At 74.3% G+C, this 12,916-nt stretch carries 11 protein-coding genes and 1 pseudogene; 3 read left to right on the top strand and 9 right to left on the bottom strand.

Going from position 1 to position 12,916, the window contains the following annotated elements:
- Nucleotide 1 precedes the first annotated feature (1 nt).
- The 7 genes and pseudogenes from AC07AW_RS25390 to ssd form a co-directional block, all read right to left on the bottom strand.
- Nucleotides 2–286 (bottom strand): annotated as a pseudogene (locus tag AC07AW_RS25390) (Rv3654c family TadE-like protein); the annotation flags it as partial.
- Entirely contained in the window at nt 283–615 is a 333-nt protein-coding gene (locus AC07AW_RS25385; protein ID WP_478817736.1) for a TadE family type IV pilus minor pilin, read from the bottom strand. The pseudogene AC07AW_RS25390 and the gene AC07AW_RS25385, both read right to left, overlap by 4 nt.
- Nucleotides 616–625: 10 nt before the next feature.
- Nucleotides 626–889 (bottom strand): DUF4244 domain-containing protein, encoded by a 264-nt coding sequence (locus tag AC07AW_RS25380; RefSeq protein ID WP_478817735.1) that lies wholly within the window; start codon nt 887–889, stop codon nt 626–628.
- Nucleotides 890–939: 50 nt separating this feature from the next.
- Nucleotides 940–1,707: a type II secretion system F family protein gene (locus AC07AW_RS25375; RefSeq protein WP_478817734.1), complete on the bottom strand. Its 768-nt coding sequence runs from the start codon at nt 1,705–1,707 to the stop codon at nt 940–942.
- A complete protein-coding gene (locus AC07AW_RS25370) occupies nt 1,704–2,576 on the bottom strand; it encodes a type II secretion system F family protein (protein ID WP_478817863.1) in 873 nt (290 codons plus the stop codon). Before AC07AW_RS25370 ends, AC07AW_RS25375 begins: the two co-directional genes overlap by 4 nt.
- Nucleotides 2,577–2,578: 2 nt before the next feature.
- Entirely contained in the window at nt 2,579–3,766 is a 1,188-nt protein-coding gene (locus AC07AW_RS25365; protein WP_478817733.1) for a TadA family conjugal transfer-associated ATPase, read from the bottom strand.
- Nucleotides 3,763–4,836, bottom strand: a complete 1,074-nt coding sequence (ssd, locus tag AC07AW_RS25360) for a septum site-determining protein Ssd (RefSeq protein ID WP_478817732.1) — start codon at nt 4,834–4,836, stop codon at nt 3,763–3,765. The genes AC07AW_RS25365 and ssd overlap by 4 nt, the downstream gene beginning before the upstream one ends.
- Before the next feature lie 576 nt (nt 4,837–5,412).
- Here ssd and AC07AW_RS25355 point away from each other — a divergent pair.
- On the top strand, nt 5,413–6,279 hold the full coding sequence (locus tag AC07AW_RS25355; protein ID WP_478817731.1) for an HAD family hydrolase: 867 nt from the start codon (nt 5,413–5,415) through the stop codon (nt 6,277–6,279).
- Between the two features lie 490 nt (nt 6,280–6,769).
- Here AC07AW_RS25355 and AC07AW_RS25350 read toward each other — a convergent pair whose 3' ends face one another.
- The gene (locus tag AC07AW_RS25350; RefSeq protein WP_478817730.1) at nt 6,770–7,612 is read right to left on the bottom strand and encodes a Fic family protein; all 843 of its coding nucleotides are present in this window, start codon (nt 7,610–7,612) and stop codon (nt 6,770–6,772) included.
- A 102-nt stretch (nt 7,613–7,714) separates the two neighbouring features.
- Between AC07AW_RS25350 and AC07AW_RS25345 the strand changes: the two genes are divergently transcribed.
- Entirely contained in the window at nt 7,715–8,701 is a 987-nt protein-coding gene (locus tag AC07AW_RS25345; protein WP_478817729.1) for an ATP-binding protein, read from the top strand.
- Between the two features lie 91 nt (nt 8,702–8,792).
- Here AC07AW_RS25345 and AC07AW_RS25340 read toward each other — a convergent pair whose 3' ends face one another.
- Nucleotides 8,793–10,097 (bottom strand): polysaccharide deacetylase family protein, encoded by a 1,305-nt coding sequence (locus AC07AW_RS25340; RefSeq protein ID WP_478817728.1) that lies wholly within the window; start codon nt 10,095–10,097, stop codon nt 8,793–8,795.
- A gap of 301 nt (nt 10,098–10,398) precedes the next feature.
- Between AC07AW_RS25340 and AC07AW_RS25335 the strand changes: the two genes are divergently transcribed.
- Nucleotides 10,399–12,873, top strand: coding sequence for a SulP family inorganic anion transporter (locus AC07AW_RS25335; RefSeq protein WP_478817727.1), 2,475 nt, complete (start codon nt 10,399–10,401; stop codon nt 12,871–12,873).
- Nucleotides 12,874–12,916 lie beyond the last annotated feature (43 nt).

Below are 12,916 nucleotides of genomic sequence, written 5' to 3'. Positions count from 1 at the left end.
CCGAGACCCCGTCCCGGACCGCGCACCGCGCCAGCTCGGCGCCCTGCGTGACGGCCACCCGCGAGGCGGCGGCGCACGCCTCGGCCTCGCCCCACAGGGCCCGGTCGGCGGCGGCGAGGGCGGCCAGGTCGGCGGCCCCGCCAGCCCGGTGCCGGGCCGCCACCGCCTGCCCGAGCGCGAGCACCACCCCGAACACCACGCACAACGCACACGCCGCGAACGCGGCCCACACGGTCGCCGCCCCACGGTCCGTACCCCTGGCGCCCCGGGCCTCGGCGCCCGTCATGGCGTTCCCCCGCCGACCGTGTCCTCCGCGAGGGCCGCCGCGTCGGCTCGGAGGGTGACCCCCATGCCGCCGGGGCCCGGGGCCGCCGCCTCCACCGCCACCCGCCACAGCTCGCCCTCCCTCGCCACCGACACCCGGGCCCCCTCGGGCGCGGCGGCCCGGGCGGCCGCCTCGGCGGAGGCCACCGGTTCCGAGCGGGCCGCCGCCCTCGCCCCCGCCCGCGCCGCGTCCACGCACCGGATCTGCGCGGCGGCCGCGGCCAGCGCCCAGAGCAGGGTCACCGTGAACAGCGCGAGGACAGGCAGGACCAGCGCCGCTTCGACGGTCACGAAACCCCGGTCAGAACGGCGCATCGAGGGCCTTCCCGATCACCGACTCCAGCACCCCCGAGACCGCCCCGCTGGTCACGATCTTGTAGAGCACGGCGGCGAACGCCGCAGCGGCGATCGTCCCCACCGCGTACTCCGACGTGGTCATTCCCTCGTCACGGCGCGCCGCCGCCCGCCAGGCCCGCCACCAGCCACGCAGCCGCTCCCTGACCGCCGTGCCGGCCTCCTCGTCCCGTCCCGCCTCGCCCTGCCCTGCCTCGCCGTGCTGTGCCATGTCCTCGCTCCTCGTTCGCTTCTCGTTCGTTTCTCGTCGTGTCGTCGTGTTCATCCGTCCAGCAGCCCCGTCGCGAGGCCGATCACCACCGGAGCCACGCCCACCGCCAGGAAGGCGGGCAGGAAGCAGAGCCCCACGGGGGCGCTGATCAGCACCTGTGCCCGGCGTGCCCCGGCCGCCGCCTTGCGGGCCCGGCCGGCGCGCAGGGCGGCCGCGTGCCGGGCGACCGCCTCCGCCGCCGGCGCTCCCGAGGAACCGGCCCGCTCCATGCAGCGGGCCAGCCCTTCGGCGCCCGGTATCGCACCGAACCTCCCCCACACCTCTGCCGGTTCGCCGCCGAGCCGGAGCTCCGCGGCCGTGCGGGTCAGGCGCCCGCCGAGCGGACCGCCCAGTGACCGGCCCACCGCCTCCGCCGCCTCACCGGGCCCGGCTCCCGAGGCGGCGCAGGCCGCCAACAGATCGGCGGCGAGCGGCAGATGCCGCACCGTCTCCTCGTCACCGGCCGGAGGCTCGGCGCGTCTCGCGGCCCTCCGCCGCACCCCGGCCGCCACGAGGGCACCGCCGCAGAGGCCGCCGACCGCACCGAAAAGCGCCCAGCCGATGCCGGCCCCCGCAAGGGGTGGCAGCCAGCGCCCCACCCACGAGGGCGGCCCGCCGCGGGCCTTCCGGGGTCGCGGCTCCATGCTCACGAGGAGGACCCCGGCCCGCCGCCGTGTCCGGCGTGCCCGCAGCCCGCGCAGCACCTCCAGGACGCCCTGCGCGCACAGAACCACCGCCAGGGCCAGGAGGCCCGCCGCCCGAACGACGTCCGGTGTCATGCCCGCTCCCCTCCCCGGACGATCCGCGCGGCCCACCACAGTCCGGCCGCCTCCAGCGCCCCGCCCACGACCAGGCAGCCCAGGCCGGCCGGCGTGTGCAGCAGCACCCGCAGCGGGTCGGCGCCCAGGGCGGCACCGAGGGCGAGTCCGGCCGCCGGGAGCAGCGCGAGGACCGTCACCGTGGCCCAGGCACCGGCCAGTTCGGCCCGCAGACGGTCGCGCTGCTCCCGGCGCTCCCGGAGGGCGGCCTCCAGCCGGTCGAGCCCGGCGGCCAGGCCCGCGCCGCCGTCCACGGCCACCTGCCAGCAGGCCGCCATGCCGGCGAGCCCGTCGGCACCGTCCTGCCGGGCCGCCCACCGCAGCGCCTCCGGCACATCCCCGCCGAACCGGGCCGCCGCGAGGACCGGTGCCTCCGCCTCGCCGAGCGCGCCCGTCTCCCGGGCCGCGAAAGACAGGGCCTGCGCGGGCTGCCATCCGGCCCTCAACTCGCCGACGACCGCGGCGCACAGGGCCACCACCCGCTCGGCCCGCGCCTCCCGTTCCTTCCGGCGCCCCGCGGCCCGCAGCCGCCGCTCCACCAGGGGCACCGCGACCGTCCCGGCGACCAGCGGCAGCGGCGACTCGCCGAGAAGGGCGACGACTCCCGCCACAGGCAGGCACAGCCACGCACGCCGGCCCCGTAGCGCGGTCCACCATCGCGCGGCGACCGCAGGCCATTCCCGGCCGTCGGCCCCCTTGGGGACTCCGCCCGCGAGCACCACCCTCGCCCGGCCCGCACCGCGCCGTCGCTCGACCGCCCACCACAGGGCGAGCACCGTGCAGAGCGCCGCCGCGCCATGCGCCGCGCCTCGCACGGGCACCAGTTCCATCGTCACCGCGATCCCCCTCCGATCAGCGAGTTCAGTCGCTCCCAGCCCCGCTCCCGCTCGAACCCGCCCGCGCCCCACCGCAGCGCCGGCACCGTCCGGACCAGGCCGTCCCGGTCCCGCTCCAGGACGTGCACCTCGGCGATCCGCCGACGCCCGTCCCGGTCCCGCACGACGTGCAGCACGACCGACAGGCCCGCGCCCAGCTGGCTGTGCAGGGCGGCCCGGTCGAGCCCGGCCGCCGTCCCCAGGGCTTCGAGCCGTGCCGGAACATCCGCCGCCGTGTTGGCATGGACCGTCCCGCATCCGCCTTCGTGTCCCGTGTTGAGGGCGGCGAGCAGGTCGACCGCCTCACCGCCTCTGACCTCGCCGACCACCAGCCGGTCGGGGCGCATCCGCAGCGCCTGGCGGACCAGGTCCCGCAGGGTGACGAGCCCGGCGCCCTCCTGGTTCGCGGGCCGCGCCTCCAGACGCACCACGTGCGGGTGGTCGGGCCGCAGCTCCGCCGAGTCCTCGGCGAGCACGATCCGCTCCCGCTCCCCCACGAGTCCCAGGAGCGAGGCGAGGAGCGTGGTCTTGCCCGTCCCCGTGCCGCCGCTGACGAGGTAGGACACGCGCGCGTCGATCAGGGCCCGCAGGATCGGGGCGCCGCCCGGCGGCACGGTGCCCGCAGCGACCAGCTCCTCGAGGGAGAAGGCGCGAGGACGGACCACCCGCAGCGACAGGCAGGTCGAGCCGACCGCGACCGGCGGCAGTACCGCGTGCATCCGGGTGCCGTCGGGGAGCCGCGCGTCGACCCAGGGCCGGGCGTCGTCGAGCCTGCGCCCGGCGACCGCCGCGAGCCGTTGCGCGAGCCGGCGGACGGCGGCGGCGTCGGGGAAGGACACCGGAGCCTGTTCGAGACCGGTGCCCCGGTCCACCCACACCCGGTCGGGTGCGGAGACCAGGACGTCGGTGACGTCCGGGTCGGCGAGGAGCGGCTCCAGCGGGCCGGTGCCGATCAACTCGCACCTCAGCTCCTCGGCCGCGCCGAGCACTTCCGCGTCTCCGAGCAGCCTCCCCTGGGCCCGCAGCGCCGCCGCCACGCGCGCCGGGGTGGGCTCGGCCCCGCTCGCCGCGAGCCGCTGCCGCACGGCGTCGAGGAGCCCCGTGCCGTCACCCGCGCCCCGGGCCACCGCCCCCGCCCCGGTCATGCCGCACCTCCGGGCAGGAGAGCGTGCTCCCAGAAGGCGGTACAGAACCGGCCGAGGGGCCCACGGGGCTCGGCGCCGGGCGGCACTCCCGCGTCCTGGTCGCCCACGATCCCCGGGTCGTAAGGGAGTTCACCGGCGAGCGGCAGTCGGAGCGCGTCGGCGACCCATCGCTCGTCGAGCCCCACCGCGTACGGTCCGCGGACCACGGCCCGCAGGTCGCGCACGGCCGGCCCGATCGCCGCGACCATCCGGTGGGCGGCCGCGACGGCCCTCAACTCCGCGGGGACGACGAGCAGTCCGAGGTCCAGCTGGGCCAGTGCCTCCGCGGCCGCCGGGTCGCTCGCGCGCGGCAGATCGACCACGACGGCCCCGCCCCGGCGCCGCGCGGCGGCGAGCACGGACCGCACGGCCTCGGGCGGCACCGGCGCCGCCGCGTCCCTGCCCCAGCTGAGCACCCGGACCCCGCGCACCGACGGCAGGGACTCCTCCAGGGCACCGCCGGCCAGACGGCCCTTCGAAGCGGCGAAGTCGGCCCATCGTCTGCCCTCCTCGCGCTCGCCGCCGAGCAACACGTCGAGCCCTCCGCCCAGCGGGTCACCGTCGACGAGCAGCGTGCGCCGCCCGGCCCTCGCGGCGGCCAGCGCGAGGCCGCAGGCCAGGGTGGAGGCACCCGCGCCGCCCCGCCCGCCGACGACGCCGACGGTCAGCGCCGCCCTGCCCGCCCCCTCGGCCGCGTCCGCGAGGCGGTCGACGAGGAGGCTCTCGGCGCCCGGCAGGCTCAGCACGCACTCGGCGCCGATCTCCACCGCCAGCCGCCACAGCCCCGGATCGTCCGGGTCACGGCCGACGAGGAGGGTCCCCGGCCGGCGCACGGCTCCCCGGCAGCGGGCCGCGGCGTCGTCGCCGACCAGGACGAGCGGCGGGTCCGACCAGCTCGCCCGCCGCTCCGGCACCCGGTGGTGCACCTCGGGCTCGACCCCGGCGGCGGCGCACAGCCGCAGGAGGTCGTCGAGCAGTCCCAGGTCCTCGGTGACGATCAGCGGCCCGGCCCGGCGCGCCCCTTCCGCCACCGGTCCGTCCGCTCCCGGCGATCCCGCTCCCCGCGACTCCGGCCCCCACGGATCCCGCCCCCTCGACGCCGAACCGCGTGCCGTACCCCTGACCCTGGAAGTCCTGGAAGTCCTGGATGTCTCCACGGCGCACACCCCTCTCGTGATTCCTGCCGTCCGCGAACTTCGCGACAGGAATCACCGTGGGGCCGTCCAGGAAATCGTGCCGATCTCGCCGAAAAACTGTGGATAAGCGAGGAGCTGTGAATAACTTCGCCACCCCTCCGGGGACTGTCCGGAACGCAGCCCGACGATTACTGTGAGTGATGGATCGAGGGCCGGGCGGGGCCCCGGTCGACTCACGACCGAAGAACGGAAGGAAGGGAGCAGGCGATGGCACACAGGGCCGAAATGGCTCCGGACATGCGACGACCCCCGCCGGGGGGGAGAGCGGGGGTCGTCTCTCCGGCCGACTCGGGGGGGGAGGAGCCGGACCGGGTTAGCACGGTCGCGAACGATCCGTGACTTCCATGGTGTACCCGACAGCCTTCTCAGGCAAACCCACGCGCCCGAGCGTACGCCGAATGGCGGGCACCTATGCTCGGGCTTGTGGAAAACCACTCCTTGCCGCGCACAGCCGCCTTCTTTGACCTGGACAAGACGGTCATTGCGAAGTCATCGACACTGACCTTCAGCAAGTCCTTCTACCGGGGCGGACTGATCAGCCGCCGCGCCGCCCTGCGGACGGCCTACATCCAGTTCGTCTTCCTGGCGGGCGGAGCAGATCACGACCAGATGGAGCGGATGCGTGAATATCTTTCCGCGCTCTGCAAAGGCTGGAACGTCGCCCAGGTGAAGGAGCTCGTCGCCGAGACTCTTCACGATCTGATCGACCCGATCATCTACGACGAAGCGGCCTCCCTCATCGAGGAACACCACGCCGCCGGCCGCGACGTCGTGATCGTCTCGACCTCCGGCGCCGAGGTGGTCGAGCCGATCGGCGAGATGCTCGGCGCCGACCGGGTCGTCGCCACCCGGATGGTGGTCGGCGAGGACGGATGCTTCACCGGGGAGGTGGAGTACTACGCCTACGGGCCGACGAAGGCGGATGCGGTCCGGGAGCTCGCGGAGTCGGAGGGCTACGACCTCTCGCGCTGCTACGCGTACAGCGATTCGGCGACCGACATCCCCATGCTGGAGGCCGTCGGCCACCCGTACGCGGTCAATCCCGACCGGACGCTGCGCCGCGAGGCGGTGGCCCGGGAATGGCCGGTTCTCGCCTTCGACAAGCCGGTGCGGCTCAAGCAGCGGCTGCCCGAATTCCGGATGCCGCCCCGCCCCACGCTCGTCGCCGCGGCGGCGGTGGGAGCGGCAGCCGTCGGGGCCGGGCTCGTCTGGTACGCGGCGCGGCGCCGGCAGGCGGCCCTCGCCCAGCGGCTCGCCGGTGACTTTGCCCGCCTTTGAGCAATCGACCCTGGGAGCGGAGCCAGCACTTTCGCTTCCACCCGGACAGGAGTAGAAAGGAATCAGGCCCGCGAGACCGAGGACATCCGAGAGGATCACCTGTTGAGCATGAAGGCCCCACGGACCTAGCACCGACACCGGGCACCCACGCGACGTCGACCCGTCGATTACGGGCCAGCCGCACCAGGCCACGGGCAAAGTTCCCGGCCTGATGGGCACATATCGAGGACGCTTGGTAACTGGGTGGACGTGCCAGCGGCGGTACCAGGACTGGTGCCGCCGCAACCCATTTCCGGGCCCGGGGCCACGCGCCCCCGAGAGCCCGATCCCCACCAGACCGGGCTCCGGTGCCGGTCACTCCCTCACGAGACCGGGCTCCGGCGACGGCCGCCCCCTCACGAGACCAGGCTCCGGTGACGGCCGCCCCCTCACGAGGGCCAGGACCCGTCGAGAGCCGGGCCCCAGTGCCCGTCCCCCGAAGGCCAGAGCCTCAGGCCGCGCCGCGCTGGAGCGCCTCGCAGACGGCCGTCGATTCGCGGACTCCCAGTTCGACCGAGCGGCCGCAGTGGGCGATCCAGGCGCCGACGCCCTCAGGGGTGCCCGAGAGGTACCCCTCGAAGGCGGCGAGGTAGGCGGCCCGGCCCTGTTCCGCGTGGCCGACCTCGGCCGGGCAGATCGCCTTGGGGTCGAGGCCGCTGCCGACCAGGGCGATCCGCTCCGCCGCCCGGGCGACCAGGCCGTTGTACGAGGTGAAGGGGCGCAGCGCGAGCAGCTCGCCGTGCACCACGGCGGCCGTGACGAGCGCGGGGGCCTCGCTGCCCACGACGATCAGTTCGGCGAGGCCGTCGAGCCGCCCCGCGACCTCGGCAGGCGTCGGCAGCGGGGCACCGATCAGCGGTTCATCGACCGTCTCGCCGTCCAGCCGGGGCCGGCCCACGGAGTCGGCGACGCCGGCACCGCCCGGGACGCCCGTGTCCCCCGCGGCGACCAGGTGGAGCCGGGCGAGGACGCGCAGCGGCGACTGGCGCCAGATGGAGAGCAGCTGCCCGGCCTCGGCGCCCAGGCGCAGGGCGGCGCCGACCGTTCGGGCCTCGGCGTCGGCGCTGAAGTCGGTGCGCCGGCGGACCTCCTCCAGGGCCCAGTCGGCCCCGGACAGGGCGGCCGAGCCGCGGGCGCCGCGCAGGGCCGCCTCGGAGGAGATCTCGTTGCTGCGGCGGCGCATCACGCGGTGGCCGTAGACCCGGTCGACGGCCTTGCGTACGGAGTCCACCGCTTCGGCGACGCCCGGCAGGGAGCCGAGGGCGGCCAAGGGGTCAGAGGCGTGCGTACTCATAAGTAGGGAGGCTACGCGCCCCGGGGGCCCGCCCCACGTTGGAGTGGTCTTCTTCACGCAGCTTGACCACGGGCCGCGATCGTGCGGCTACCCTAGGTGAACATGAAGATCGCTTTCGTGGGGAAGGGCGGCAGCGGCAAGACCACGCTGTCCTCGCTCTTCATCCGCCACCTCGCCGCCAACGAAGCGCCGGTCGTCGCCGTCGACGCCGACATCAACCAGCACCTGGGCGCCGCGCTCGGCCTGCCCGAGGCGGAGGCCGCCGCGCTGCCCGCGATGGGCGCGCATCTGCCGCTCATCAAGGAGTACCTGCGGGGCAGCAACCCGCGGATCGCCTCCGCCGACACGATGATCAAGACGACGCCGCCCGGGGAGGGTTCGCGGCTGCTGCGGGTCCGCGAGGACAACCCGGTGTACGAGGCGTGCGCGCGTGCGGTGCGGCTCGACGACGGGGAGATCCGGCTGATGGCGACCGGGCCGTTCACGGAGTCGGACCTCGGGGTCTCCTGCTACCACTCGAAGGTCGGGGCGGTGGAGCTCTGCCTCAACCATCTGGTCGACGGGGCGGACGAGTACGTGGTCGTCGACATGACGGCGGGTTCGGACTCGTTCGCCTCCGGTCTGTTCACCCGCTTCGACATGACCTTCCTGGTCGCCGAGCCGACCCGCAAGGGCGTCTCGGTGTACCGCCAGTACAAGGAGTACGCGCGGGACTTCGGCGTGGCGCTCAAGGTCGTCGGCAACAAGGTGCAGGGCCAGGACGACCTCGACTTCCTGCGCGAGGAGGTCGGCGAGGACCTGCTGGTGACAGTGGGGCACTCGGACTGGGTCCGCGCGATGGAGAAGGGCCGCCCGCCGCGCTTCGAACTCCTGGAGGCGGAGAACCGCATGTCGCTCCAGGCCCTCCAGGGCGCGGCGGACGACTCGTACACGCACCGCGACTGGGAGCGCTACACGCGCCAGATGGTCCACTTCCACCTGCGCAACGCGGAGAGCTGGGGCAACGCCAAGACGGGGGCCGACCTGGCGGCGCAGGTCGACCCCGGGTTCGTGCTGGACGAAGGGCTCAGTGCCGTGCAGCCCGCGTAGTGGCGGACAGCCGTCTCGGCGCTGTGCGGTCCGCGTAGCGGCGGACAGCTGTCTCGGCGCTGTGCGGTCCGCGTAGTGGCGGACAGCTGTCTCAGCGCCGTGCGGCCGGCTTGGTAGCGGGTGCGCCTGCCGGGGCGGCGGGCGGCTGGGCCGAGAGGAAGGTCTGCCAGCCGCCCTGCGGCGCCTCGCCCACCTTCAGGGTGCGCATCTTGGCGATGACCTCGGGGTCCTGGGCGTCGAGCCAGTCCGCGAGCTGGCGGAAGGAGACGCACTTGACGTCCTTCTGCACGCAGACGGTGGCGATGGTCTCCTCGATGGCACGCATGTACGTGCCGCCGTTCCAGGACTCGAAGTGGTTGCCGATGATCAGCGGCGCGCGGTTGCCCCGGTAGGAGCGCTCGAAGGCCTGCACCAGACCGTCGCGCATCTGGTTGCCCCAGTACTCGCGCCGGGACGGGTCGCCCTGGGTCGTGCCGGGGGACTGGTTCACCAGGAAGTTGTAGTCCATGGAGAGCGTCTGGAAGGCGCGGCCGGGGACGGGCACGAGCTGCATCGACAGGTCCCAGAGGCCCAGGTCCTTCTTGGGCCAGATCTGGTCGTTGACGCCGCTGGTGTCGTAGCGGAAGCCCATCTGCGACGCCGCCTGGACGAAGTTCTTCCGGCCCTCCAGGCAGGGGGTGCGGGCGCCGACGAGCTCCTTGTCGTAGTCGAAGGGCAGCGGCTGCTCGGCGCGCAGGCCGGCGTTGGTCTTCCAGTGCTTGACGAAGGACCTGGCCTGGTTGATCTCGCTCTTCCACTCCTCGACGGACCAGGTCCCGACACCGCCGTCGGCGCCGCAGAAGTGGCCGTTGAAGTGGGTGCCGACCTCGTTGCCCTCCTGCCAGGCGCCGCGCAGTTCGCGGACGGTGGCGCGGATGCCCTCGACGTCGTTGAAGCCGATGTCGGAGCGGCCCGGACTGTGCTGCGGCGGGTCGTAGAGCTCCTTCTTCTCCTCCGGCAGCAGGTACACGCCGCTGAGGAAGTACGTCATGGTGGCGTCGTACTTCTTGCCCACCGCGCGGAAGTGGGAGAACAGCTTCTGGCTGTCCTCACCCGCGCCGTCCCACGAGAAGACCACGAACTGCGGCGGCGTCTCGCCCGGCTTGAGCTTCTGCCAGACCGGCTGGTGGGGCTGGGCGCCGGTGAAGGCGGTCGAACCGTCGCCGATCAGCCGGGGTGCCTGCGGGGCCGCGGCCGGGCCCTTCTTGGCACCCGCGGCCATGCCGCCCGGCGCGCCCTTCGGGGTGGTGCCGCCGGAGCCCGAGCAGCCGGCGAGGCCGGTGGCGAGAGCGAGGGTGAGAGCGCCGACGGTGAGCGCCTTCCTCCGGACAGTGGTCGTTCTGCGGGCGACTGACATCCGCGCACCTCTCCTCAGATCCTCGGATTTCCGTACAAGGGATTTCCGTACAAGCGGCGTCAAGGTCGCACCACGGGGACCGGGAGGCGTCAACGACAAGCGGCGTGCGCACGTTCTGTCACCGGAACCGGTGAATCATTGCCCTGTTTGCCCCGAAAATAATGCCGCAGTCTTTACTCTCCATTACGATCCATTTACTGAGCGTTGATCCTCCGTACGGATACTCCGGAGGCTCTCGCCGCCATCCCGCCGCTGCACCCCGCACGAGCCGCGACCGCGCTGCCCCGGAGGAGACGGGACCATGACCCTCTGCACCCCTGCCCGCACGACCAACCGGCCCCGGATCCAGCGGCCTCACAGCCCGCCGGAGGGGCCCCGCCGCTTCCGCGTCGCCGGCGCCGACCTCTCCGCGTCCGTCGCCGTCTTCCTGATCGCGCTGCCCCTCTCACTCGGCATCGCGCTCGCCACCGGAGCCCCGCTCCAGTCCGGCCTGGTGGCCGCCGCCGTCGGCGGCCTCGTCGCCGGCCGGTTCGGCGGCTCCCCGCTCCAGGTGAGCGGCCCCGCCGCCGGGCTCACCGTCGTGACCGCCGAGCTCATCCAGCGGTACGGCTGGCGCACCACCTGCGCCATCACCGTCCTCGCCGGCCTCACCCAACTCGCCCTGTCCGCCCTGCGCGTGGCCCGCTCGGCGCTCGCCGTCTCGCCCGCGATCGTGCACGGCATGCTGGCCGGCATCGGCGTCACCATCGCCCTCGCGCAGCTCCACATCGTGCTCGGCGGCACCCCGCAGAGCTCCGCCGTCGACAACGTCCTCGGCCTGCCCGCCCAGTTGGCGCACGCCCAACCGGCCGCGCTCGCCATCAGCACCCTCACCGTGACCGTGCTGCTGTGCTGGTCGCGGCTGCCCGGCCGGGCCGGGCGGCTCGCGCGGAAGGTCCCGGCCGCGCTCGTCGCGGTGGCCGGTGCGACGGCCCTGGCCGTCTTCGCCGGACTCGCCGTGCCCCGCGTGGACCTGCCGTCCTGGAGCAGCCACGCGCTGCCCGGCCTGCCCGAGGGACCGGTCCTCGGGATCGCGGCCGGCGTGCTCACGATCACCCTGGTCACCAGCGTGCAGTCGCTGCTCTCGGCCGTCGCGGTCGACAAGCTGGTCGCCTCCCGCGCGGACCGCGGCCGGGGCGTCCCCCGCTCGGACCTCGACCGCGAGCTCGCCGGACAGGGCGCGGCCAACGTGATCTCCGGGGCGCTCGGCGGCCTCCCGGTCGCCGGGGTCGCGGTCCGCAGCGTCGCCAACGTCTCGGCGGGCGCGATGAGTCGCGCCTCGACCATGCTGCACGGCCTGTGGATCGTGCTCGCGGCCCTGCTGCTCGTGCCGGTGCTCGACCTGATCCCGCTGCCCGCGCTCGCCGCGCTCGTCATGGTGGTCGGCATCCAGATGGTGAGCATCACCCACATCCGTACGGTCACGCGCCACCGTGAGGTCGTCGTCTACGCGGTGACGCTGACCGGCGTCGTCCTCGTCGGCATCCTGGAGGGCGTCGCCCTCGGCATCGCCGTGGCCATCGCGGTCGCCCTGCACCGGCTCGCCCGCACCCGGATCACCCGGGAGGAGCGGGACGGGCGCCAGCTGCTGCATGTCCGGGGCCAGCTGACCTTCCTCGCCGTGCCCCGGCTCAGCCGGGCCCTGCACCAACTGCCGCAGGGATCCGACGTGGTGGTCGAGCTCGACGGGTCCTTCATGGACCACGCCGCCTACGAGACGCTGAGCGACTGGACCGCCGGGCACCTCGCCCACGGCGGGACGGTCGAGACGACCGGCCCCTCAGGGGCCCGGATCGCCGAGCCGGCCCCCGTCACCGCGTCCGCCGCGCACCCCTGCTGCCGCCCCTGGACGCCCTGGCACAACCACCAGTGCGGGGAGAATCCCACCGAGACCACCGAGACATCCAGAACCGGGACCGAGTCCGACGGGACCGGGACCGGGACCAGGAGCACCGGACCCGGGACCACCGGCACCACCGGCACGACGGGGACCACCGGCACCACGGGGACCACCGCCACCACCGAACCCCCACGGAACACGGGTCTGCACCTGGCGAGCGGCATCGGCAAGTTCCAGCGGAACACCGCCCCGCTCGTGCGGGACGAGCTCGCGCGGCTCGCCCGGGAGGGGCAGCGTCCCTCGCAGCTCTTCCTGACCTGCGCCGACTCCCGCCTCGTCACCAGCATGATCACCTCAAGCGGCCCCGGTGACCTCTTCACCGTGCGCAACGTCGGCAACCTCGTCCCGCTCCCCGGCGAGGAGAGCGGCGACGACTCGGTCGCGGCGGCGATCGAGTACGCGGTGGAGGTGCTGCGGGTCTCGTCGATCACCGTCTGCGGCCACTCGGGCTGCGGCGCGATGCAGGCCCTGCTGGGCGGCAGCCCGGACGACCCGCCGACCCCGCTCCGCCGCTGGCTGCGCCACGGCAGACCCAGTCTGGAGCGGATGGCGAGCCGGCGGCACGCCTGGGCCCGCATCTCCGGGCGGCTTCCGGCCGACGCGGTCGAGCAGCTCTGTCTGACGAACGTGGTGCAGCAGCTGGAGCACCTGCGGGCGTACGAGTCGGTGGCGCGCCGGCTGGCCGAGGGCACGCTCTCGCTGCACGGCGTGTACTTCCACGTGGGCGAGGCGCAGGCGTACCTCCTCTCGGGGACGGACGAGGTGCACAGCTACGACGACGTCTTCACCCAGGTCATGCCGACCGGCCACCTCGCCGGGGCGGCGCGCGCGTCCTGAACCTTCCGGCCGCCGCGGCCGTGAGACTGTGTGGCCCCTTCTC

It is taken from the genome of Streptomyces sp. NPDC044003 (assembly GCF_056435185.1).
The sequence above is the reverse complement of the archived record's forward strand: the minus strand, read 5'-3'. Positions and strand labels throughout refer to the sequence as shown.